Origin of the sequence: Kibdelosporangium phytohabitans (assembly GCF_001302585.1) — a bacterium.
GTDB classification, from domain to species: domain Bacteria; phylum Actinomycetota; class Actinomycetes; order Mycobacteriales; family Pseudonocardiaceae; genus Kibdelosporangium; species Kibdelosporangium phytohabitans.
In genome coordinates, this window is sequence record NZ_CP012752.1 from 2,633,279 (window position 1) to 2,655,767 (window position 22,489).

A 22,489-nucleotide genomic window follows, 5' to 3' on the forward strand; every position below is an offset into this window, starting at 1 on the left:
CAGATGGTCGCGACAGCGCTCGCCACAACGGCGAAACGCGCCACGACACCCCCAGAAGTCATGCGCACGGTGAGCCATCCTTCCACCTTGCAGGAATCGCGCGCGAGCACTCCGCGTCACTGGACGCGGGTAGACTCGGCCAAGGGCTCTGGTGATCGGGAAAGATCAATTTTTCCGACCTGGTGGCGCACTTGGTGATGGACGGTCTACGCTCTGCCTCGAAGGCCTTGGCCTTGGTGTCCACCTGGGCACCATTTCGAACTTGGCGCTCGTGAGAGCGTCACAGAGGCCGCCGGACACCTCCCCCCTCGGTCCGGCGGAGCTCCGCTGCGGCGGGCGCGAGCCCAGCCGCAGCGGAGCGTCCAAGCCTCCTGTCAACCCACCTTCCCGCCCCGGGTGTTCGCTATTCACGAGCGTCCACTGGAGTGGACGCTCGTGCTCGGTGGCACGGCGGAAATGCGGGGTTCGGCGACTATTAGTCTTCGGGCATGAGCTCCGAGTGCTTGTTCTGCCGGATCGTCGCCGGTGAATTGCCGTCGACCGCCGTGCACGAGACCGAGACCACGTTCGCGTTCCGCGATCTTCACCCGCAGGCGCCGACGCACATCCTGATCGTTCCCCGCGCGCATTACACCGACGCGGTCGATCTGGCCAAGAACGAGCCCGCGCTGCTCGGCGACCTCACGCTCGCCGCCGGTGCCGTCGCCGAGGCCGAGGGGCTCGCCGAATCCGGCTACCGCCTGGTGTTCAACACCGGCGCCGACGCCGGCCAGACCGTTTTCCACGTCCACCTGCACCTGCTCGGCGGTGCACAGTTGGGTCACTTCGGCACCCCGTGAGCAGGTATTCGCTGCGACTTGCCACCCCCTGCGGCTAGCATCGTCAATGTCAGCGACGAACGACTAGCAGGGCGCGTCAGCGCAGAAAGCAGGCCAGAGGCCTCGTGGCCGGTACCGCACCGGGTGGAGCCGCCCGATCATCCGAGACTCCCCTCAACGGGAAGAACGGCTCATCTCAGGTGGACCCCAGCGCGTCCGCCGCCAAGCCAGACCAGCCCGGTCACCCGGCGCAGTCCAGGTTCTCCGTGCCCGACGCGGCGTTGTTGTCGCTGCTCGGTTCGCGCGACGAGAACCTCCGCGTCGTCGAGGAACTCATCGCCGCGGACGTGCACGTCCGGGGCAACGAGGTCACGTTGTCGGGCACGCCGGCCGACGTGGCGTTCGGCGAGCGCGTGTTCGCCGAGCTGTCCACGCTCGCGGGCAGTGGCCAGCCGTTGACCGCCGACGCTGTCCGGCGCTCGATCGCCATGCTCTCCGCGGGCACGGCCGAGTCCCCGGCCGAGGTGCTCAGCCTGGACATCCTGTCCCGGCGCGGCCGCACGATCCGGCCGAAGACGCTGAACCAGAAGCACTACGTCGACGCGATCGACAAGCACACCGTCGTGTTCGGCATCGGCCCGGCCGGTACCGGCAAGACGTACCTGGCGATGGCGAAGGCCGTGCAGGCGTTGCAGGCCAAGCAGGTCAACCGGATCATCCTGACCCGGCCGGCGGTCGAGGCGGGGGAGCGGCTGGGCTACCTGCCCGGCACCCTCTACGAGAAGATCGACCCGTACCTGCGGCCGTTGTACGACGCGCTGCACGACATGGTCGACCCCGAGTCGATCCCGCGGCTGACGCAGGCGGGCACGATCGAGGTCGCGCCGCTGGCGTACATGCGTGGCCGGGCGCAACCGGTGTCCACGAAGGTGCTCACGCCGGATGGGTTCCGCCCGATTGGCGAACTGTCGGTCGGCGATCTGGTCATCGGATCGAATGGCGAACCGACGCCCGTGTTGGGCGTGTACCCACAGGGCGAGAAGGACATCTACCGCGTCACAGCTCAGGACGGGGCCTCGGTGCTCTGCTGTGGTGAGCACCTCTGGACGGTCCGGACTGCTTCGGACCGACGCCGGAACAAGCCTTGGCGAGTGCTTCAGACCAAGGAGATGATCGGCAGACTGCGCGCCGCGCACGCCCGGCGTTATGAGCTGCCGGTGCTGTCGTCGCCCGTGTGCCATCCCGAGCAGAACGTCCCGATGGATCCGTATGCCCTTGGCCTGTTGCTGGGCGACGGCTGCTTGACGGGTTCGGCCACGCCGTCCTTCGCCACCGATGATCCGGAACTCGCTGAAGCGCTGGAATCCGCACTGCCTGACACGACGGTGCGGCGGAAGGGCGACCAGGAGCACGTCCTGAACCGGGTGCGGGAGCCGGGCGACGTCATCACGCTGGAGAACCCGGTGACCAGGGCCCTCCGTTCGCTCAACCTGCTCGGCACGAGGTCGCACGCGAAGTTCATCCCGGATGTCTACCTCCAGAACACCACCGACGTCCGCCTCGGCGTGCTGCAGGGACTCCTCGACAGCGATGGTGGCCCGGTCACCCAACTGGATCGGACCTGTCGCATTCAGTACGTGACCACATCGCCCGCGCTCAGGGATGGCGTGACTCAACTGGTCCGGTCGCTCGGCGGTGTCGCCTACACGCGAGTCCGCCCAGCGAAAGGCCGGCAGCCCGGTCGTGCCAATGGCCGCGATGTCGCATACCGCCAGGACGCACACATCGTCGACCTCCGCCTTCCAACGGGCATCGAGCCCTTCCGGCTCGCCCGCAAGCGGGAGAAGTACCACGCGGCCGGCGGTGGCGGGCGTCCGATGCGGCACATCGACAGCATCGAGCCCGCTGGTCGCGCGAAGGCTGTGTGCATCCAGGTGGCGGCGGCCGACTCGCTGTACGTCACCGAGGACTACCTGCTGACGCACAACACGCTCAACGACGCGTTCATCATCCTGGACGAGGCGCAGAACACCACGCCGGAACAGATGAAGATGTTCCTGACCAGGCTGGGGTTCTCGTCCAAGATCGTCGTGACCGGTGACGTCACCCAGGTCGACCTGCCCGGTGGGCAGCGCAGCGGGCTGAAAGTGGTGCGGGATATCCTCGAAGGCGTGGACGACGTCCACTTCTCGACGCTGACCAGCGCGGACGTGGTCCGCCACAAGCTCGTCGCCGACATCGTCGACGCGTACGAGCGCTGGCAGGTCGACGAGGACAAGACGGAGATCCGCAAGCCGCGTACCGGGAGCGACCACCGCCGTGGTCGGTGAGGTTCTGAGCAAGTGAGTATCGAGATAGCCAACGAGTCCGGCGTGGCGGTCGACGACGCGACGATCGTCGCCGCTGCCCGGTTCGCCCTCGACCGGATGGGCGTGAGCAGGCTCGCCGAACTGTCGATCATGCTCGTCGACCTCGACGTCATGGCCGACCTGCACGAGCGCTGGATGGACCTGCCCGGTCCGACCGACGTGATGGCCTTCCCGCAGGACGAGCTGGATTCCGTGCGCCGCCCGGACGCCTCCGAGGCGGGCCCGGCGCTGCTCGGCGACATCGTGCTGTGCCCGGCGTTCGCCAAGGACCAGGCGCGCAAGGCCGGCCACAGCCTGCTGGACGAGCTGCACCTGCTGACCGTGCACGGCTGCCTGCACCTGCTCGGCTACGACCACGCCGAGCCCGCCGAGGAACGGGAGATGTTCTCGCTGCAGAACAGGATCCTGGCGGACTTCCGGGTGGCGCGGGCCGAGGCCAGACGGCTCGCGGTCCAGCGCACCGCCGACGACAAGGTGCTCGGCGCGGTCGGGCTGGACGAGCCGAAACGCCCCCATAACTGAATTGAGGCCTCGCGGTGACGTCGAACTCCGCCACGCTGCTCGTAGTCGCGGTGTTGCTGGTGCTGTTCGCGGGACTGTTCGCCGCGGCCGACGCGGCGCTGAGCGCGGTTTCCCGTGCGCGTGTCGAAGGGCTGGTCCGCGCGGGCCGTGCCGGGGCGCGTCAGCTGCTGTACGTGGTCAGCGACCGGCCGCGGCACGTGAACCTGCTGTTGCTGTTGCGGCTGGCCTGTGAGCTCGTGGCGACGGTGCTGTTCACCGTCGCCTGCCTCAACCTGATCCAGCCGGACGGCCTGGCCGTGCTGATCGCAGGCGTCGGCATGGTCGTCGTGTCGTACGTGCTGGTCGGTGTCGGTCCGAGGACCCTGGGCCGTCAGCACCCGTACGCGGTCGGCCTGGTCGCCGCGGCGCCCGTGCGTGCCCTCGGGCTGGTGCTCGGGCCGTTGAGCCGCCTGCTCATCGTGATCGGTAACGCGATCACGCCGGGCAAGGGCTTCCGGGAGGGCCCGTTCTCGTCCGAAGTGGAGCTGCGCGAACTGGTCGACCTCGCCGGGGAACGCGGCGTGGTGGACGAGGACGAGCGGGAGATGATCCACTCCGTCTTCGAGCTGCGGGCGACCATCGCGCGCGAGGTGATGGTGCCGCGTACCGAGATCATCTGGATCGAGCAGGCGAAGTCCGTCAGGCAAGCGCTTGCGCTGTCGCTGCGCACCGGGTTCACCCGGCTGCCGGTGATCGGCGAGAGCGTCGACGACATCGTCGGCGTGGTGAACCTCAAGGACCTGGTCAAGCAGGTCGTCGACAGCGGCGACGCGGCACGCCAGGTGCACGAGGTGATGCGGCCAGCCGAGTTCGTCCCGGACACCAAACGGCTGGACGACCTGCTCAAGGAGATGCAGCTGTCGCGCAACCACATGGCGATCGCGGTCGACGAGTACGGCGGCACGGCGGGGCTGCTGACCATCGAGGACATCATCGAGGAGATCGTCGGTGAGATCACCGACGAGTCCGACACCGACGACCGGCCGCCGATCGAGCACCTCGAGGACGGCGCGGTCCGCGTCAGCTCCCGGCTGCCCGTGGAGGACCTCGGCGAGCTGTTCGGTGCCGAGTTCGACGACCTGGACGTGGAGACCGTCGGCGGCCTGCTGGCCCAGAGCCTCGGCCGGGTGCCGCTGCCGGGCGCCGAGGCCGAGGTCGCCGGGCTGCGGATGCGCGCCGAGGGCGGCAAGGACAACCGCGGCCGGATGCGGATCACCACCGTCGTGGTGTGCCGTTCGGCCAAGTCGCTTGACGATGTACCGGTGAAGGAAGGGAGCGGCGAGCGTGGCTGAGCTCGACCAGGAGGACAGCAAGATCATCACGCTGGCGCGGTCGGCCAGGGCGCGGACCGGCGCCGCGGAGGGCGCGGCGGTTCGGGACACGATGGGCCGGACGTACTCGGCGTGCACGGTCGCGCTGCCGTCGCTGAAGCTCACCGCGCTGCAGGCCGCGGTCGCCGCGGCCGTGGCCAGCGGTGCCGACGGTCTCGAAGCCGCCGCCGTGGTCACCGACGCGGACTCAGTGGACGCGGATTCGCTGGCCGCGGTGCACGACCTGGCGCCGTCGGCGCCCGTGCTGCGAGCCAATGCCAAGGGTGAGCTCGCGTAGGCGACAATGGCGGGGTGAACATTCCCGACGGCCACAGGTCAGGTTTCGCGTGTTTCGTGGGTCGCCCGAACGCGGGCAAGTCCACGCTGACCAACGCGCTGGTCGGTACGAAGGTCGCGATCACCTCCAGCAAGCCGCAGACCACCAGGCACGCCATCCGCGGCATCGTGCACCGGCCGGACGCCCAGCTGATCATCGTGGACACACCCGGCCTGCACCGGCCGCGCACCCTGCTCGGCCAGCGGCTCAACGACGTCGTCATGTCGACGTGGTCCGAAGTGGACGTCATCGGCTTCTGCCTGCCCGCCGACCAGAAGATCGGGCCGGGTGACCGGTTCATCGCGCAGCAGCTGTCGAAGGTGTCCAAGCGCACGCCGGTGATCGGCGTGGTCACCAAGACCGACCTGGTCGGCCAGGCGCAGGTCGCCGAGCAGCTGGTCGCCGCGCAGGAGCTGATGGACTTCGCCGAGTTCATCCCGGTGTCCGCGGTGAACGGCTACCAGGTCGAGCAGCTGTCGGACCTGCTGGTCACCCAGCTGCCGGACGGGCCGCCGCTGTACCCCGAGGGCGAGCTGACCGACGAGCCCGAGGTGACGCTGGTCGCCGAGCTCGTGCGGGAGGCCGCGCTGGAGGGCGTGCGGGACGAGCTGCCGCACTCGATCGCGGTGGTGGTCGAGGAGATGGCGTTCCGGGAAGGCCGGGACGACCTGATCGACGTGCACGCCGAGCTGTACGTGGAGCGCCCGAGCCAGAAGGGCATCATCCTGGGGCACAAGGGCGAGCGGCTCAAGAAGGTCGGCACCGCGGCCCGTGCCCAGATCGAGGCGCTGCTGGGCGCGAAGGTCTACCTCGACCTGCACGTGAAGGTCGCCAAGGACTGGCAGCGCGACCCGAAGCAGTTGCGGCGGCTGGGTTTCTGATGCTCGGACGGCACCGGGCCGACGTCCGGCCCGTCGCGGCCGGCGAGCTCGGCGAAGCCCTGCTCGCCCCGCTCGGCGGCCGGATCCTGGCCAAGCTGGCCGACATCGTGATCGTGTTCCTGCCGGTGTACGTGGTCCTCGCCGTTGTCGTGCCGGACAGCTTCCTGACCGTGCTCGCGGTCACCCAGGTCGCGCTGGTGGTCTACGACACCGCGCTGACCGCGGGGACCGGCGCCACGCCTGGGAAACGGCTGATGCGCATCAAGGTCGTCCGGATGCGGACCGGGCGTCCGCCCGGTTTCGTCCCGGCTTTGATCCGCGCGGTCCTGGGCGTACCGTTTTACTTGATGCCAGCCGTAACGGCGTTGTTCGACGAACGCGCCAATCGCGGCGGGCACGACCGGCTGGCCGCGACGGTCGTCGTCGCTGCCTGAGTTGCGCCATTCACCCCCGCGCCGCGTGATTTTCTGGGATCCTTGCGGCGACAGGGCAGGGGGAGTGAGCGATGAGCGAACGGCCACAGGATCCGGTGCCGCCGGAGTTCCAGAGCGCCCAGCCCGGTCCGCAGCCCCAGGCGTCCTCCCCGCAGTTCGCGCCCTACCCGCAACAGGCGGGCTACCCGCCGATGGGTTACCCGCAACCGGGATACCCGCCGCCGTACGGGTACGCGGCATACCCGCCCCAGCAGCCCCCGCCGCCGAACTACCTCGGCTGGGCGATCGGCTCGATCTTCCTGTTCTGGCCGGTGGCGATCGCGGCGCTGGTCAAGTCCGGCCAGGTCGAGCGGTACTGGGCGATGGGCCAGCCGGAACTGGCCAGGCAGGCGTCGGAGTCCACCAAGACGCTGTGCGTGATCGCCACCGTGATCGGCGCGTTCTCGGTCATCTTCATGTTCGTGTTCTTCGGCATCTTCGTCAGCCTGATCAGCCGGTACTGACCCCGTGGTGGATGCGATAATGACCAGGTGACTCTGTACCGCGACACCGGCGTGGTGCTGCGTGTGCAGAAACTCGGCGAGGCCGACCGGATCATCACGATGATCACCCGCCGCCACGGCAAGCTCCGCGCGGTGGCCAAAGGCGTGCGACGCACGACATCCCGGTTCGGGGCCCGCCTCGAACCGTTCTGCCACGTAGACGTGCAGTGCTACACCGGCCGGACGCTCGACGTGATCACCCAGGTCGAGACGGTCGACGCCTTCGCGCCGAAACTCGTCGACGACTACCAGCGCTACACGGCGGCCTGCGCGGTGCTGGAGACGGCCGAGCGTCTCTCGGCCGAAGAGGGCGAGCCCGTTCTGCGGCTCTACATGCTGGTGGCCGGTTGCTTACGGGCTTTGTCGGCGGGTGAACGCGATCCGTCGCTGCTGCTGGACGCGTTCCTGATGCGGGCGATGGCGTTCGCGGGCTGGGCGCCCGCGGTGTTCGAGTGCGCCAAGTGCGGCACGCCCGGACCGCATCAGGCTTTCAGCGTGCCCGCGGGTGGCGCTGTGTGCGCGGTGTGCCGTCCGCCTGGTTCGGCGAGCCCGGCGCAGGATTCCTTCGTGCTGATGGACGCGCTGATGCACGGCGTCTGGGACACGGCGGACCTGTCCACCCCTGGCGCCCGCCGCGAAGTCAGCGGTCTGGTGGCCGCGCATCTGCAGTGGCACCTGGAGCGTCAGCTCCGGTCACTGCCCCTTGTTGAACGCAAATCATACTGACTCGCCCGCTACTCCGGGTGTTGCCCTTGTCACGCACAACTTCGTGCCCGCTCGCTCGTCTCTTTATCGGTGGGTTCATGAATAGGGCAGGGAAATCTTAAAGGGGTAGTAATGAGCGGGTCTGGTTTTGCTGTTTTCGCGTCTGATCCGAGTCCGTCGCCGCGTACGCTCGTCGGCATTCTGAGGGCGACGACCCAGGTTTTCCCTGATGCGCCCGCTCTGGCGGACGAGAACGTGTGCCTGACGTACGCCGAGCTGTCTTCGCAGGTGAACGCCCTTGCTGAACGGTTGGCTGCCGCCGGTGCCGGCGCGGGAGATCGAATCGGTGTCCGTATTCCGTCCGGCACGTCGGACCTTTACGTCGGCATACTGGCAGTATTGTCCATTGGTGCCGCCTATGTGCCCGTGGATTTCGACGACCCACCCGACCGGGCCGACGTGGTGTGGGTGCAGGCCGGAGCACGTGCCGTCCTCGGCGCGAACCTCGAAATCACGTCCCACAATTCACGCGGCGTTGTGAACACCGTGCGAAAAGCGCCGGAAACCTCGGACGACGCCTGGGTGATTTTCACGTCCGGGTCGACCGGCACACCCAAGGGCGTCGCGGTCACCCACCGCGCGGCGGCCGCGTTCGTCGACGCCGAGGCACGGCTGTTCTGCCAAGCCGACCCCATCGGGCCGGGCGACCGCGTGCTGGCCGCGCTGTCGGTCGCGTTCGACGCCTCCTGCGAGGAGATGTGGCTCGCGTGGCGGCACGGCGCGTGCCTCGTCGCGGCACCCCGCGAACAAGTCCGGTCCGGCGCGGACTTCGGCACCTGGCTCGCCGAGCACAAGGTCACCGTCGTGTCCACCGTGCCAACGCTTGCAGCGTTGTGGCCGCGTGAGTCATTGGACGGCGTCCGGTTGTTGATCCTTGGCGGTGAAGCGTGCCCACTTGAGCTGGTGACACGCCTCGCCGCGGACGGCCGTGAGGTGTGGAACACCTATGGCCCCACCGAGGCGACCGTGGTGGCGTGCGCGTCGCAACTGCACGACAACGAGGCCGTCCGGATCGGACTTCCCCTGGACGGCTGGCAGCTCGCGGTTGTCGACAACACGGGCAACCTCATCCAGCACGGCGAAGTGGGCGAACTCGTGATCGGTGGTGTCGGGCTCGGCCGCTACCTCGACCCCGTCCGTGACGCCCAGCGCTACGCGCCGCTGGACGCGTTGGGCTGGGAACGTGCTTACCGCACAGGCGATCTTGTCCGCGCGGAGCCCGCCGGGCTGCTGTTCGTCGGGCGAGTGGACGACCAGGTGAAGATCTCCGGCAGGCGCGTGGAACTCGGCGAGATCGACGCCGCGCTGTCGGCGTTGCCCGGCGTCACGTCCGCCGCGTGCGCGGTGCACAAGACCGCCACCGGTACACCGGTGCTCGTGGGTTACGTCGTGCCGGGTGAGACGTTCGACGAGGCGTACGCCCGCGAGATCCTGACCAGCCGGTTGCCCGCGGGCCTGGTGCCACGCCTGGTGGAGTTGCCCGCGTTGCCGACGAAGACCTCCGGCAAGGTCGACCGGGCCGCGTTGCCGTGGCCGTTGACCACGACCACCGCCGACGCGCAGCCGTTCCAGACCGAGACCGAACAGTGGCTCGGCGGACAATGGTCCGAGGTGCTGGGTGTCCAGGCCGGTCGGGGCGACGACTTCTTCGGCCTCGGCGGGGGCAGCCTGGCCGCCGCGCGACTGGTTTCGCTGCTGCGCAAGCGTTTCCCCGCGGTGTCGGTGCCCGACGTGTACCAGCGGCCGAGCTTGCTGGAACAAGCCGCGTGGCTGGACACGCTGCACGTGGACGAACCCACGCAGCGCACGGTCCTGCCGACGCCACGGCGTGCCGGGCTGGTGCAGGCGGCCGTGCAGTTCGTGCTGTTCACCCTCACCGGAGCGAAATGGGTGCTCGCGCTGGTGATCCTGAACGACCTCGTCGACCTGATCGACCCGGACCCGTTGGCGCCGCGGACGTCGTGGTGGATCGTGCTCGGCGTGTGGCTCGCGCTGGTCAGCCCGCTCGGCAGGCTGGGCATCGTGTTCGCCGGTACCCGTTTGCTGCGCCGCGGCGTCACCCCGGGCGAACATCCCCGCGGCGGACGGGTGCACCTGCGGCTGTGGACACTGGAACGGATCGCGGCGACGTTCGGCATGTCCGGCTTCACCGGCACGCACTGGGCGTCCCGGTACGCCCGTGTCCTCGGTTGCGCCGTCGGTGAGGACGTCATGCTGCACTCGATGCCCCCGGTGACCGGCCTGGCCGTCTTCGGCGACCGCTGCACGGTCGAGCCCGAAGTCGACCTCGCGGGGTGGTGGCTCGACGGTGACATCCTGCGTGTCGGCACGATCGACATCGGTGCGGACAGCCGTGTCGGCACCCGCAGCACGGTGTTGCCGGGCGCACGCGTCGGCGAAGGCGCGGAGATCCTGCCAGGCTCCTGCGTCACCGCGACGGTTCCCGCCGGTCGCCGCTACGCCGGAACTCCGCTGCACGATGTCGGCGCTGCAGGCGAGGACTGGCCGACGCCCCGGCAGGCCAGCCACACACGCCGTTGGAACCTCGCGTACACGGTGTCGCTGATGGGCTTGGCCGCATTGCCTGTGCTGCTGACGATTCCGTGGGTGCTGCTGGGCTATTCCTTTGTGCGAAACGACGAGACGCCGAGTGCCCTGCTGTGGCACCTGCTGCTGATCGTCCCCGTCGCCACAGTGGGCGCGGTTGTCCTGTACGCCGCGGTGGTCGTGATGCTGGTACGCCTGGCGGGACTGGGCATAGCCGACGGCATGCATCCCGCGTTGGGCCGGGTCGGATGGTGCGTGTGGCTCACCGACCGTCTGGTGCGCAGCTCGCGGGTGAACCTGTTTCCGTTGTACGCCAGCCTTGCCACACCCACCTGGTTGCGTGCGCTCGGCGCCCGTGTCGGCCGCGACGTCGAAGCGTCCACAGTGGTCACATTGCCTCGGTTGACCCGGGTCAGCGACGGCAGTTTCCTCGCTGACGACGGCCTGCTGGCGCCGTTCGAGTCACGCGGTGGCTGGATGCGGCTGGGGCACGTCCAGGTCGGGGAGCGCGCTTTCCTCGGCAACTCCGGGATTCTCGGACCGGGACGGGCAGTCCCGGACCGTGCGCTGGTCGGTGTGCTGTCCTCCGCGCCCGCTGTCTCCGCACCCGGGTCGTCCTGGCTGGGACGGCCGGCGATCGAACTGCCGCGCGTCGCGGAGACCGTGGACGCGACCCGCACCTTCGAACCGCCGCGACGGCTCGTCCTCGCCCGTGCGGCGATCGAGGCCTGCCGGGTGGTGCCGATCGTCCTCAGCGCACTGCTGGGCATCATGGCGCTGGCCGTGCTCGACGAGGTCTTCTACGACTTCGGTCTCGGCATGGCGGTCGCGGTCAGCGGCGTGATGCTCGGTGTCGTCGGTGTGCTCGCGTGCGCGCTCACCACGCTGGCGAAATGGCTGCTGGTCGGCCGGTTCCGGCCGGGACAGCACCCGCTGTGGAGCTCGTTCGTGTGGCGCAACGAACTGTTCGACTGCTTCGTGGAACTGCTCGCCGTACCGTGGCTCGTGCGCAGCTCACCGGGCACGCCGTGGCTCAACACCTGGCTGCGCAGCCTCGGCGCCCGGATCGGTCGCGGTGTGTGGATCGAGACGCACTGGCTGCCCGAGAGCGACCTCGTGCACCTCGACGCGGGTGCCTCGGTGAACCGGGGAGTCGTGCTGCAGACACACCTGTTCCACGACCGCCTGATGCGCCTGGACCGCGTCCGGATCGAAGGCGGCGCCACCCTCGGCCCGAACAGCATCGCCCTGCCGGGATCCACGGTCGGCACCGCGGCCACGGTCGGCCCGGTGTCGCTGGTGATGCGTGGCGAGGACCTGCCGGACCGCAGCCGCTGGCTCGGCAACCCCGTCCGGGCCTGGGACTAGAGCGTGCGCCCGGTGTGGCCGCCACGGTGGCCTCACCGGGCTCGGCACGCGGGTGAGTACCTTGTTGGTGCCAGTGTTCGCCCCTGCTGAAGGAGCAGTCCCGTTGCTTCGCCGACGCCGTGACCGCGAGCGGCCCGAGTTCCGTCCGCCGGACCCGCATCCGTCCGGTGCGAAACCGCCAGTGCTCGACCAGGTGCCCCAGCACGTCGCCATCGTGATGGACGGCAACGGGCGCTGGGCCAACCAACGCGGCCTGCCCCGCACCGAAGGACACAAGCGCGGCGAGGAAGTCGTGCTCGACGTGGTGAAGGGCTGCATCGAGGTCGGCGTGAAATGGCTCTCGGTCTACGCCTTCTCCACCGAGAACTGGAAGCGCAGCCCGGACGAGGTCCGCTTCCTGATGAACTTCAACCGCGACGTCATCCACCGCCGCGTCGACGAACTCGACGCGCTCGGGGTGCACGTGCGGTGGGCGGGCAGGCTGCCCAAGCTGTGGCGCAGCGTGGTCAACGAGCTCAAGATCGCCGACGAGCGCACCAAGGACAACGACGTGCTCAACCTGACGATGTGCGTCAACTACGGCGGCCGCGCCGAGGTCGCCGACGCCGCCAGGGAAGTCGCCAAACTGGTCGCGGCAGGCAAGATCAACCCGGACCGGGTGGACGAGCGGACCATCGCCAAATACCTCTACCAGCCCGAGATGCCGGACGTGGACCTGTTCATCCGGCCGTCCGGCGAGCAGCGCACCTCGAACTTCATGCTGTGGCAGTCCGCGTACGCCGAGATGGTGTTCATGGACATCCTGTGGCCGGACTTCGACCGTCGTGACCTGTGGCGCGCCTGCGAGGCGTACGCCAACCGCGACCGTCGCTTCGGTGGCGCCATCGACGCGGCATCCACCACCGAACCAGCAGGAGATCCACAGTGACCAGCGAGGCCGCCAGCACGGCCGCCCTGCTCAGCAGGGCCCGTGCGGCACTGGAGATGTACCACCACGTCTTCGTCGACGACGACGGCGCGTTGACCTTCCGGCACGGCGAGGTGCCGTGCGCGGTGCAGGCCATGCAGCTGGCCGAAGGTCTCAACGTGCTGAGCCTGCAGTGCGTGGTCGCCTGGGATCTGCCGGACTCGCCGGAGATCGTCACCTCGGTGGCCGACAGGGGCGGAGAGGCCCTATTCGGGACGGCCGCGGTCGTGCACACTGACCACGGCATCGACGTCACTCTGCGCTACACGTTCCCAGCGGAGGGTCTCGACGTCAACGCGCTGGGCACCCTCTTCATGCTGGTCGTGTCCGGTGCGTCCTCGTTCCGGACGGACCTATTGGCGGGATCGCAACAGTGACAACAGTCGCAGAGGGTGCAGACGACACGCATCACCATCCGGCGCCGAAGAAGCGCCGACTGCCGATCGGGTCGCTGGAGATCCTCTGCGCACTGCTCGTCGTCGCGGTGGTGTTCCAGGACCAGCTGGCGAGCCTGCTCGGCTCTGAGCAGATCCGCACCGGAGCGACGAAGTTCGTCGCGGTGTGCGCGCAGGCCATCCCGTTCCTCGTGCTCGGCGTGATCATCAGCGGCGCGATCGCCGCGTTCGTGCCCCCGAGCGTGTTGCGCAAGGTCCTGCCGCGCAGGCAAGCGCTGGCCGTGCCGGTCGCGAGCGTCGCCGGTGTCGCGCTGCCGGGTTGTGAATGCGCGTCGGTGCCGGTGTCGCGCCGGCTGATCCAGCAAGGCGTGGCCCCGTCGGTCGCGCTGTCGTTCCTGCTCGCAGCGCCCGCGGTCAACCCGATCGTGCTTGTCGCGACAGCGGTGGCCTTCCCCGGCAACCCGGAAATGGTGCTGGCCCGGTTCCTCGGCTCGCTCGCGACCGCCATCGGGATGGGCTGGCTGTGGGCGCGGTTCGGCAAACTGGAGTGGATGGCCGAACGCGCACTGCGGCGGCTGCCCGACCGCGACGGCCGTTCCCGGTGGCTGACCTTCGTCGAGACGGCCAGGCACGACCTGGTCGACTCGGGAGGCTTCCTGGTCATCGGCGGCCTGACCGCGGCGGTGCTGAGCGTCGCCGTGCCCGCGTCGTGGCTGGAAAGCCTGAGCGGGCAGGTGGTCCTCGGCGTGATCGTGATGGCCCTGCTCGCGGTGATCCTGGCGATCTGCAGCGAGGCGGACGCCTTCGTGGCCGCGTCGCTGTCGATGCTCCCGCTGCTGCCGCGCCTGGTGTTCCTCGTGGTCGGCCCGGCGGTGGACGTGAAGCTGGTGGCACTGCAGGCAGGCACGTTCGGCAAGAAGTTCGCCTTCCGGTTCGCGCCGATGACGTTCCTGGTCGCGGTCGTCTGCGGGGTCGTCGCCGGACTCGTGGTGTTCGGAGGTGTGCGGTGAAACGGGAGACGCAGAACATCCTGCTGGTCTTGCTCGGCGGGGCCTTGCTGAAGATCGCGCTGAACGGCACCTACCTGCGCTACGTCAAACCGGGCCAGCAGGCCTGGCTGATCGCGGCCGGGGCGATCATGGTGGTGATCGCCTTCGTGTCGATCACCCGTGACGTCATCACGGCGCGCAAGCCCGACCAGGTGGCGGCGATCGACGATCACGACCACGGCCACGGAATCCAGTCGCACAGCACCTGGCTGCTGATCCTGCCGGTCCTCGCGGTCTTCCTGGCGCCGCCGGCGCTCGGCGAGGACGCGGTGAACCGAGCGGCGGGGCGAACCCCGCCACCGCCGTCCGAGGAGTACAGCTTCCCGGCGCTGCCCGCGGGAGACGTGATCGACCAGCGCGTGATGGACTTCGTCGAACGCGCGGCGTGGGACAAGGCGGGAACGCTCAACGACAGGAACATCCGACTGACCGGTTTCATCGCCCACAACGACAACTCCACCTACCTGGCCCGCCTGGCGATCGGCTGCTGCGCGGCGGACGCCTACCCGGTGAAGGTGAAGCTCGACGGCCAGGGACTGGGCACCCTCGTGAGCGACACGTGGGTGAAAGCGGTCGTGCGCTACCAACCGGGCACATCCACAAAGGAATCCCGGCACGTGCCGACGGTGACGGTCACCGACGTCCAGTCAGTCCCCGAACCACCAGACCCCTACGAGTACTGACAGTCCCGGCAGAACACCGAACGCCGGTCAGTCCCTGGTGCACAGGGCCTGACCGGCGTTCGTCAGGCTCGAGTCCGGACCGGCCCGGGGTCAGCTCGACTTGGTGCAGGTCGCGCAGGTCCCGAAGATCTCGACAGTGTGGCTGACCTCGGAGAAACCGTTCTCCTCCGCGACCCGGTCGGCCCATTTCTCCACCGCAGGCCCCTCGACCTCGACGGTGCGACCGCACACACGGCACACCAGGTGATGGTGGTGGTGACTGGAGCAACGACGGTAGATCGCTTCACCGGTGTCCGTGCGCAGCACGTCCACCTCGCCCGCGTCCGCCAACGACTGCAAGGTCCGGTAGACCGTTGTCAGACCGATGCCCTCACCACGTTTGCGCAGCTCCTCGTGCAGATCCTGGGCCGAACGGAAGTCGTCCAGGTCGTTGAGGAGCTCCGCGACCGCGGCGCGCTGCTTGGTCGAGCGCCGGGCCGTGGTGGGTGGCGTGCGGTTGATCGTCATCAAGTGTGAGCCTCCTCCACATGCGTGACCGCGTCCACCACGATATGCGAGAGATGCTCATCAACCAGCCGGTAGACCACCTCACGGCCGTGCCGTTCGCCGTGCACGACGCCCGCCGACTTCAGCACCCGCAGGTGCTGGCTGATCAGGGGCTGTGCCACGCCCAGCGCGTCGACGAGTTCGTGCACGCAGCGGTCGGACTCGCGCAGCTGCAGCACGATCGAGATCCGCACCGGCGCGGCGAGCGCACGCAGCAGATCGCCCGCTGCAGTCAAAGTCGCAGGTGAACGCCCTGGAGCGGGCTCTGTCGGCGTCCGCCCCGGCGAATGCTCGGTGGTGGCCGGATCAACGCCCAGGTCTGTCGTCGACTGTTCGAGCATCAGCCACCTCACTTGCTAGGTTCGCCCAGAGACCCAAGTCTAGTCGCTAATGAATTCGGTAGTCGTGTTCAGCGCAGCTGAACGACCGCGATGACGATCAGGATCCCCAGGACGAGCACGCGCAGCAGCCGTTCATTGGGCCTGAGCACCGGCCACGTCGTGGCGAGCAGGACGCCGACGCCGACCGCGAGCAGCCCGAGCAGAACGGCCCCGACCAGCCCGCTGACCAGCACGCCGGTCAAGAACAGCGCGATGACCACGACGAACGCGGCGATCGGCCGCGCCCGCGCCAGCGGCCCGTCACCAGCGAGCAGCTGCGCCCGCATGTTCCTTCTGCCTCGCACGGTGTGTCTCCTCGGCTCGGCGATACCGTGTCGTCGCATCGTAGTGTCGGGCAGAAAGGCGCAAGCGTGCTGTTGGTCTGTGGGTTCACCGTGCCGGAAACGGAGTCAGCCGAGTTCTCCGCCGACGCGGCCAAAGCGATGCGGCTGCTGACCGCACAGGCGGGCTGTGTCCGTGCCGTTCTCGGGCACTCCGCCGACGACCCCGACCGGTGGGCCCTGACTGTCGAGTTCGCCTCGGTGGTCGCCTACCGCCGCGCGATGTCCCCCTTTGACGTGCGAGAACACGTCATCCCGTTCTTGTCCCGCGGCGACGCGAGCGCCTACGAGGTCCACACGACGGCTACCGACGGCCAGGCCGGCAACCGCGTCAGCGTGGTCGCCGCCGACGCGGGCACCGCGGGCCCGCGCGACGCCAGCGGCCCGGCCATGCCCCGCTGAGCTTCCCCGGCCCAGCGTGAGGTGCACACGAACGTGTGAACGTGGCACGGCGAAACCGCAGCGTGCCGCGCGCTCCAGGTGATCGTCCGTGGCCCGGGCAACCTGGAGGCGCTCCAGTCCTCGCGCTACTTCACGCCGCGTGTTCGCAGGTCGGGCAGCTGCAGTCGGAGCAGGTGCAGTTCGCGCACGAGTCCGAACACGAGCCGCACGAACAAGCCGCGTGGTTACACGTCGGGCAAGCGCAGTCGGAGCACGAACACACAGCGCACGAGTCCGAGCAGTGCGGACACGTGCAGGTGTCGCACTCGTCGTAGTGCACGCCCCGGTCAGTCACGTGCTCACGGTGCACGTGACCGTCGTGCAGGTAGTCGACGTGGTCGGCGTGCACGATCGCTTCGTGCCCGCAGCCCGGTCCGTGGGTGTGGCGGTGTGCTTCTGCCTGGTGGTGTGGTGCGGCTGTGGTCATGGATTGGTCCCTTCGGCGGTATCCTCTCTGCTGAATGGTCGGATTCGAATGCGTGCATCACAACTCGGATCCGTGACGATCAAGCCGATGGGGTGAATGGGGAATCCCCTCGTGGTGGCCGGTGACAGGCGGCTACCCTGGCAGTCCCCGAGCTTTTCCCCATGTACCTGTATGGAGTGTTCGTGCCCGCCGATCGGATAGATACCGTCGTCAGCCTTTGCAAGCGCCGTGGCTTCGTCTACCCGTCCGGGGAGATCTACGGCGGTACGCGGTCGGCGTGGGATTACGGGCCTCTTGGTGTTGAGCTCAAGGAGAACATCAAGCGGCAGTGGTGGAAGGCCGTCGTGCAGGGCCGGGACGACGTGGTCGGCATCGACTCGTCGGTGATCCTGCCCCGCGAGGTGTGGGTCGCCTCCGGCCACGAGAAGGTCTTCACCGACCCGCTGGTGGAATGCCTGAGCTGCCACAAGCGGTTCCGTTCCGACCAGCTCGCCGAGGAATACCAGGAGCGGTCCGGCAAGCCGACCGACGAGAGCGACCTCACCGACGTGCCGTGCCCCAACTGCGGCACCCGCGGCCAGTACACCGAGCCGCGCGCGTTCAACATGATGCTCAAGACCTTCCTCGGCCCGGTCGAGTCCGCCGAGGGCATGGCCTACCTGCGGCCCGAGACCGCGCAGGGCATCTTCGTGAACTACCTGAACGTGCAGACCACCTCCCGTCGCAAGCCGCCGTTCGGCATCGGCCAGATGGGCAAGTCCTTCCGCAACGAGATCACGCCGGGCAACTTCATCTTCCGCACCCGCGAGTTCGAGCAGATGGAGATGGAGTTCTTCGTCGAGCCGGGTACCGACGAGGAATGGCACCAGCAGTGGATCGACGAGCGCATGCGCTGGTACGTGGAACTGGGCATCAACCCGGACAACCTCCGTCTGTTCGAGCACCCGAAGGAGAAGCTGTCCCACTACTCCAAGCGGACAGTGGACATCGAGTACCGCTTCGGGATGGCCAGTGGTGAGTGGGGTGAGCTGGAGGGCATCGCCAACCGGACCGACTTCGACCTGACGACCCACTCCAACCACTCCGGCGTGGACCTGTCCTACTTCGACCAGACCACGGACTCCCGCTACCGGCCATACGTGATCGAGCCCGCGGCCGGCGTGGGCCGCTCGATGATGGCCTTCATGCTGGACGCCTACAACGAGGACGAGGCCCCCAACGCCAAGGGCGGCGTGGACAAGCGCGTCGTGCTCCGGTTCGACCGCAGGCTGGCCCCGATCAAGGTCGCGGTGCTTCCCCTGTCGCGTAACGCGGACCTCTCCCCGAAGGCCCGGGACGTGGCGGCGACGTTGCGCCGCAACTGGAACACGGACTTCGACGACGCGGGCGCGATCGGCCGCCGCTACCGCCGCCAGGACGAGATCGGGACGCCTTTCTGCGTGACGGTCGACTTCGACTCGCTCAACGACCAAGCGGTGACCGTCCGCGAACGGGACACCATGACCCAGGAGCGGGTCTCGATCGACAAGCTCGAGGCCTACCTGGCCGCCCAGTTGCCGGGCTGCTGACCCGATACGGGGTCCGCACGAGCAGTGGCTCCGGCTCGTAGTCGGTGCATGGGTATCACCACCGGACGGTGAAGGACGTCGGTCGACGGCCGCCAGGTCGTCGACCGGTTGTGCGTAAGGCGTTGGCCGCCCGGTTCGGAGCCGGCTGCGGCAGACTTTCGGGGAACAGATCCCCGGACTGCTGGACCTCCATGAGTGCCGTACGGTGCGGCTTGTCCGGCAGATTTCCGATGGAGCGCGAGAGTTACGCGGCTGGCCGGTCGGCTTGTTGCCCGTAGCCCGTAGCCCGTAGCCGCGTTGCGCTGTCTGCCGCTGTCCCGGTTGACGTTGCGCGGGTCGTCGGCGTGGACGACTTCGCCCCGCGTCGCCGCCAGCGCTACGCCACGATCATCATCGATGCCGAGGCCGGCTGACGTCTCGCGGTTCTGCCAGGTCGCGACGCGGCCACCCTGAAGTGGCTGCGTGAGCATCCGGTGTCGAGGTCGGGTGCCGGGACGCCTCGGCCACCTACGCCGAGGCTGTCCGGCGCGCGCTGTCCGGCGCGGTGCCAGTGACCGATGGCACTTGTGGCGCAATCTGCGTAAAGGCTCAGTTCGAGGTCCGTGCGCCCGCCGGGCGCTGGGCCACTGCCAACCCGCCCAGCCCCGCCGCCCAGCCCGCCGCGCCGTGTCCCGCCGCGCCGCGCGTCCCGTTGCGTCCTATCCCGTCCCGCCGCGCTCCGTCCCCTCCCGCCCGCCGTCACGCCAGCAGCCTCCTGCTCACCAAACCCGGGAACCTGTGCCCGAAGGTCAGGACCCCGCTGCAGAAGATCACCGCGGCCTGTCCCGAGATGACCACCCTCGCCAGTTTGGTGAGCGGCATTGCTGCCCTGCTGACATCGGCTGCGGGCAACGACGTGAAACTCGACGAGTGGATCGCGACGGCTCACGCTGTCGATCTACCGCACACATGCACTCTCACTAGGCGCCACCGTGGTCATGTGCCACCAGAGCAGTCAGCGGACCTGCGCTCCCACTACGCCAAGCACACCAAGCCCACCGGCAGGATTCGAAGATCCAGGCCAAGCTGCTGCTGCTGCATCCCGAAGGGCTGCACACCGCTGTCGGTCTCGGCCAGGAGAACCGCTGCGGTGGGTAGTCAAGCTACAGTCCAATGTGGTCAAACGGTGCGCCAGCGTGCTGACCCGGCTTGATGCGCTGCCGGAACTGTTCGGGCCGTCCTGGCACGCGGCCCTGGGCGCGGACCTGGCCAACAAGTCCTTACTGCGCTTTCTGGCCCACAAGACCACTGCGGTTCCTGGTTCACTACGCCGACCGCACCAAGTACGACGGCCGGGCCGGGCACTCGTCGCACGGTTCCTGCATCGCCATTCCCGCGGCGCCTGGGGCGGAGCCCACGCCGACCGGCTGCTCGCAGCGGCCGACGAAACGCTCGCGCTCTGGGCCGACGAACTCGAGTACCCGGACCTGGCCGACGACATCGCCTTGGAAGCACAGCTGGCCCTGCACTTCACCGTCGAGATCAAAGATCTCGACGAACATATCCGAGTGCTGCTCGTCAAGAGCGACCCCACAGACATTGTCCAGTCGGTGCCTGGAATCGGCCCCATCCTGGCCGCGCAAATCCTTGGCAGGCTGGGTGATCCGACCCGGTTCACCTCGCTGCCCGCTCACGGACGTCGCCCTTGCGTTCGGTGGCACGGCGTCCGCGCGCCGGATCGGCGGTTCGCTCCTACGCGGCCTGGTCCCGAGACTGAACTCCTCCGGCCTGACCAGCCACCACAGCGGCCTCACCAAGTCCGGTGACGCCTGCCTGCGTGAGGCGTTGTTCATGGCCGCACAACAAGTCCGCCGAACCGGCCCCACCCTCGCCGCCAAGTATCACCGGCTGATGACCGAGTCTGGCAAGCACCACATCTCCGCGCTCTGCCATGTCGCCACAGCACTGCTCACCCGCATCGCCGCCCGCTGGCGCAGAGACGAGCACTACCGGCTCACCGGCCTCGACGGCACACCGATCACCACCGCCGACGCACGCCAACTCATCACCGAGCGCTACACCGTTCCCGCCGAACTCCGCGTAGCACGACGCGCCACCCACCAGCACAGACGGACGAACCGACGACACAAGGAGCCGCGCAGCGCTCCGACGAACAGCCCGCGCACCACCCAGCCCACGGACACCCACGCTGCTTGACATCCGTTGGGAACTCAACGATGCGGAGTCGCAGTCCGCGTTCCACTGGCACGTCCTGGACCAGGGCATCGGCCACGCGTACATCCGGCCTGCCACACCGCAGTGGAACGGCAAGGTCGAACGCTCCCACCACATCCACGCCGAAGAGTGCTACCGCCTGCCCGACAGCGTCGTCCTCGGCGACCTAGGTTCTGTCCTCACAGCCAGATGATGAGGATGGCTGGATCGAGCATGGCTTGGTACGACAGGTCGATTTTGTCCTAGCGGGTGGCGATGGCCCGGTAGTGCTTGAGCCGGTTGAAGCAGCGCTCGACCACGTTGTGACACTTGGAGGCCTCGCGGTCGAAGAGGGTGGGCGGCCACCTGTCCGGGCACGGTTGCGGCGATGGTCCTGGTGATCGCGACGTTCGGGAATGACCACGCCGATCCCACGACCACGGAGGTAGGCGCGGATCGCGCGGCTGGAATACGCCCTGTCGGCCAAGACCCGGTCCGGGCGAGTGGTGGCCGGCCCGGACCGGGCCGTCGTGGGAACCGGATCCCGGCCGGCAGATCAGCGAACCGGGTCGTGTCACCGGCCTGGCCGCCGGTCCACAGCACCGGCAACGGCCTGCCATGACCATCACAGGCCAGCTGAATCTTGGTGGTCAACCCACCACGAGACCGGCCGATGGCATGATCATCCGGTTCGGTCTGCCCGGCGCACGATCCGCTCGCCCCCTGTGTGCGCTTTGGTGGCACGGCGGGCGCCCGCGGCGTGCTGGTGAACACGCACGATGGTGAAATCCACTGAGACCTCCCGGTCCAGCTCATCGATCGCCTCGGCGATCACCCGAGCCTTCGAGACCAGCACGGTCGGGGTGCCGTTGCGTGACCAGCGCCAGAAATCGGTCGCAGACGCTCTTCCACGGCCCATACCGCTCAGGCAGATCTCGTCATGTCACCCCGGTCTTGGCCTTGAACAACATCCCGTTGATCACCCGCCGGTCATCCCATCCACCCGAGGCCGTCCCTTCGCCCCGGACACCGGCAACCACGCCTGGACCGCCTGCCACTGCTCATCAGTCAACCCATGCCCGCGCACCACAACCCAACATCAAACCAGACCAGCCATACCAGCCTCGAGGACAGGACCTAGGCGCCGTCAACGACAAACCCAAGGAACGGGGGGACAGCCACAGCTTCACCGTCCCCACGGCGGCCTCGCCGATTAGACCCGGTAGGAGAGGCTGCTACGGAAGACCCAGCCCCCATGCCCAACCTGTCAACCAGCAACGACAGCAGCGCAGCTAGAGCACGAGCAGTAGTGGTTTCCCCGTCCCCTCGTGGGTCACCGGCCAGCACACCGGGACTCACGAGGGGGCAGCGGGGACTTCCATCCGGGAGCGCACCGCGCTCGCATCCCGGTTCTGTCGACCCGGCGCATCCCATCGGTCGCCGAGCTCCACCTGCCGTGACCGTGGGAAAGACTGTGGGTATCCGCCGGGCTGCCGGCCGGTGCGAGTGGAGGGGCCGCGACCGGACCGGCAGCATGAACACGACGCCAAACGTCATAACGGCAAGC

At 68.4% G+C, this 22,489-nt stretch carries 21 protein-coding genes and 4 pseudogenes; 19 read left to right on the forward strand and 6 right to left on the reverse strand.

From position 1 onward, the window contains the following. The first annotated feature begins 488 nt into the window (after positions 1-488). From AOZ06_RS12050 to AOZ06_RS12115, 16 genes and pseudogenes are all read left to right on the forward strand, one after another. Positions 489-839, forward strand: coding sequence for a histidine triad nucleotide-binding protein (locus AOZ06_RS12050; protein ID WP_054289515.1), 351 nt, complete (start codon positions 489-491; stop codon positions 837-839). Between the two features lie 179 nt (positions 840-1,018). Continuing rightward, positions 1,019-1,726: pseudogene (locus AOZ06_RS59820) on the forward strand (PhoH family protein); the annotation flags it as partial. Positions 1,727-2,077: 351 nt separating this feature from the next. Next, positions 2,078-2,536: pseudogene (locus AOZ06_RS59825) on the forward strand (LAGLIDADG family homing endonuclease); the annotation flags it as partial. A 270-nt stretch (positions 2,537-2,806) separates the two neighbouring features. Then, positions 2,807-3,148, forward strand: a pseudogene (locus AOZ06_RS59830) (PhoH family protein); the annotation flags it as partial. 12 nt (positions 3,149-3,160) lie between these two features. Then, the gene (gene ybeY / locus AOZ06_RS12060) at positions 3,161-3,709 is read left to right on the forward strand and encodes an rRNA maturation RNase YbeY (protein ID WP_054289517.1); all 549 of its coding nucleotides are present in this window, start codon (positions 3,161-3,163) and stop codon (positions 3,707-3,709) included. 14 nt (positions 3,710-3,723) lie between these two features. Next, the gene (locus AOZ06_RS12065; protein WP_054289518.1) at positions 3,724-5,040 is read left to right on the forward strand and encodes a hemolysin family protein; all 1,317 of its coding nucleotides are present in this window, start codon (positions 3,724-3,726) and stop codon (positions 5,038-5,040) included. After that, entirely contained in the window at positions 5,033-5,356 is a 324-nt protein-coding gene (locus AOZ06_RS12070) for a hypothetical protein (RefSeq protein ID WP_054289519.1), read from the forward strand. The genes AOZ06_RS12065 and AOZ06_RS12070 overlap by 8 nt, the downstream gene beginning before the upstream one ends. A gap of 20 nt (positions 5,357-5,376) precedes the next feature. Then, positions 5,377-6,276 (forward strand): GTPase Era, encoded by a 900-nt coding sequence (era, locus tag AOZ06_RS12075; RefSeq protein WP_054296596.1) that lies wholly within the window; start codon positions 5,377-5,379, stop codon positions 6,274-6,276. Continuing rightward, a complete protein-coding gene (locus tag AOZ06_RS12080; RefSeq protein ID WP_054289520.1) occupies positions 6,276-6,710 on the forward strand; it encodes an RDD family protein in 435 nt (144 codons plus the stop codon). The genes era and AOZ06_RS12080 overlap by 1 nt, the downstream gene beginning before the upstream one ends. A gap of 71 nt (positions 6,711-6,781) precedes the next feature. After that, positions 6,782-7,213 carry a CD225/dispanin family protein gene (locus tag AOZ06_RS12085; RefSeq protein WP_054289521.1) on the forward strand — a complete coding sequence of 144 codons (432 nt, stop codon included), beginning with the start codon at positions 6,782-6,784 and terminating at the stop codon, positions 7,211-7,213. Between the two features lie 27 nt (positions 7,214-7,240). Then, entirely contained in the window at positions 7,241-7,978 is a 738-nt protein-coding gene (recO, locus tag AOZ06_RS12090) for a DNA repair protein RecO (protein WP_054289522.1), read from the forward strand. A gap of 111 nt (positions 7,979-8,089) precedes the next feature. Continuing rightward, a complete protein-coding gene (locus AOZ06_RS12095; protein WP_083471642.1) occupies positions 8,090-11,932 on the forward strand; it encodes a Pls/PosA family non-ribosomal peptide synthetase in 3,843 nt (1,280 codons plus the stop codon). 103 nt (positions 11,933-12,035) lie between these two features. Further along, positions 12,036-12,860, forward strand: coding sequence for an isoprenyl transferase (locus tag AOZ06_RS12100; RefSeq protein WP_054289523.1), 825 nt, complete (start codon positions 12,036-12,038; stop codon positions 12,858-12,860). Further along, positions 12,857-13,276, forward strand: coding sequence for a YbjN domain-containing protein (locus AOZ06_RS12105; RefSeq protein WP_054289524.1), 420 nt, complete (start codon positions 12,857-12,859; stop codon positions 13,274-13,276). Before AOZ06_RS12100 ends, AOZ06_RS12105 begins: the two co-directional genes overlap by 4 nt. Further along, entirely contained in the window at positions 13,273-14,304 is a 1,032-nt protein-coding gene (locus tag AOZ06_RS12110) for a permease (protein ID WP_054289525.1), read from the forward strand. Before AOZ06_RS12105 ends, AOZ06_RS12110 begins: the two co-directional genes overlap by 4 nt. After that, a complete protein-coding gene (locus AOZ06_RS12115) occupies positions 14,301-15,026 on the forward strand; it encodes a TIGR03943 family putative permease subunit (protein WP_054289526.1) in 726 nt (241 codons plus the stop codon). The genes AOZ06_RS12110 and AOZ06_RS12115 overlap by 4 nt, the downstream gene beginning before the upstream one ends. 90 nt (positions 15,027-15,116) lie before the next feature. On the opposite strand, the gene AOZ06_RS12120 is transcribed toward AOZ06_RS12115, so the two are convergent. The 3 genes from AOZ06_RS12120 to AOZ06_RS12130 all read right to left on the reverse strand — a co-directional run bounded on the left by AOZ06_RS12120 (position 15,117) and on the right by AOZ06_RS12130 (position 16,257). Then, positions 15,117-15,533 (reverse strand): Fur family transcriptional regulator, encoded by a 417-nt coding sequence (locus tag AOZ06_RS12120; RefSeq protein ID WP_054289527.1) that lies wholly within the window; start codon positions 15,531-15,533, stop codon positions 15,117-15,119. Continuing rightward, the gene (locus AOZ06_RS12125; RefSeq protein WP_054289528.1) at positions 15,533-15,913 is read right to left on the reverse strand and encodes an ArsR/SmtB family transcription factor; all 381 of its coding nucleotides are present in this window, start codon (positions 15,911-15,913) and stop codon (positions 15,533-15,535) included. The genes AOZ06_RS12120 and AOZ06_RS12125 overlap by 1 nt, the downstream gene beginning before the upstream one ends. A 68-nt stretch (positions 15,914-15,981) precedes the next feature. Next, positions 15,982-16,257 carry a DUF6703 family protein gene (locus AOZ06_RS12130; protein WP_236952187.1) on the reverse strand — a complete coding sequence of 92 codons (276 nt, stop codon included), beginning with the start codon at positions 16,255-16,257 and terminating at the stop codon, positions 15,982-15,984. Positions 16,258-16,323: 66 nt separating this feature from the next. On the opposite strand from AOZ06_RS12130, the gene AOZ06_RS12135 reads away from it, so the two are divergent. Together AOZ06_RS12135 and AOZ06_RS12140 are read left to right on the forward strand one after the other, a co-directional pair. After that, on the forward strand, positions 16,324-16,695 hold the full coding sequence (locus tag AOZ06_RS12135) for an antibiotic biosynthesis monooxygenase family protein (RefSeq protein ID WP_054289530.1): 372 nt from the start codon (positions 16,324-16,326) through the stop codon (positions 16,693-16,695). A 648-nt stretch (positions 16,696-17,343) separates the two neighbouring features. After that, entirely contained in the window at positions 17,344-18,729 is a 1,386-nt protein-coding gene (locus AOZ06_RS12140) for a glycine--tRNA ligase (RefSeq protein WP_054296598.1), read from the forward strand. A gap of 738 nt (positions 18,730-19,467) precedes the next feature. On the opposite strand, the gene AOZ06_RS61240 is transcribed toward AOZ06_RS12140, so the two are convergent. Both AOZ06_RS61240 and AOZ06_RS57705 read right to left on the reverse strand, forming a co-directional pair. Beyond that, entirely contained in the window at positions 19,468-19,590 is a 123-nt protein-coding gene (locus AOZ06_RS61240; RefSeq protein ID WP_257721467.1) for a hypothetical protein, read from the reverse strand. Between the two features lie 443 nt (positions 19,591-20,033). Beyond that, positions 20,034-20,270 carry a hypothetical protein gene (locus AOZ06_RS57705; RefSeq protein WP_054289531.1) on the reverse strand — a complete coding sequence of 79 codons (237 nt, stop codon included), beginning with the start codon at positions 20,268-20,270 and terminating at the stop codon, positions 20,034-20,036. 97 nt (positions 20,271-20,367) lie between these two features. Between AOZ06_RS57705 and AOZ06_RS56150 the strand changes: the two genes are divergently transcribed. Beyond that, positions 20,368-20,925, forward strand: coding sequence for a transposase (locus AOZ06_RS56150; protein ID WP_169798907.1), 558 nt, complete (start codon positions 20,368-20,370; stop codon positions 20,923-20,925). 197 nt (positions 20,926-21,122) lie between these two features. On the opposite strand, the pseudogene AOZ06_RS53765 reads toward AOZ06_RS56150, so the two are convergent. Next, positions 21,123-22,012, reverse strand: a pseudogene (locus AOZ06_RS53765) (IS5 family transposase). Positions 22,013-22,489: the final 477 nt, after the last annotated feature.

Excerpts from the sequence above, each read along its gene's own strand:
- AOZ06_RS12050 (WP_054289515.1), top strand. The coding sequence starts at position 489 with ATGAGCTCCGAGTGCTTGTTCTGCCGGATCGTCGCCGGTGAATTGCCG.
- AOZ06_RS12080 (WP_054289520.1), top strand. The coding sequence starts at position 6,276 with ATGCTCGGACGGCACCGGGCCGACGTCCGGCCCGTCGCGGCCGGCGAG.
- AOZ06_RS12085 (WP_054289521.1), top strand. The coding sequence starts at position 6,782 with ATGAGCGAACGGCCACAGGATCCGGTGCCGCCGGAGTTCCAGAGCGCC.
- AOZ06_RS12095 (WP_083471642.1), top strand. The coding sequence starts at position 8,090 with ATGAGCGGGTCTGGTTTTGCTGTTTTCGCGTCTGATCCGAGTCCGTCG.
- AOZ06_RS12120 (WP_054289527.1), bottom strand. The coding sequence starts at position 15,533 with ATGACGATCAACCGCACGCCACCCACCACGGCCCGGCGCTCGACCAAG.
- AOZ06_RS12125 (WP_054289528.1), bottom strand. The coding sequence starts at position 15,913 with ATGCTCGAACAGTCGACGACAGACCTGGGCGTTGATCCGGCCACCACC.
- AOZ06_RS61240 (WP_257721467.1), bottom strand. The coding sequence starts at position 19,590 with ATGCCGCTCACCAAACTGGCGAGGGTGGTCATCTCGGGACAGGCCGCG.
- AOZ06_RS57705 (WP_054289531.1), bottom strand. The coding sequence starts at position 20,270 with ATGTTCGTCGAGATCTTTGATCTCGACGGTGAAGTGCAGGGCCAGCTG.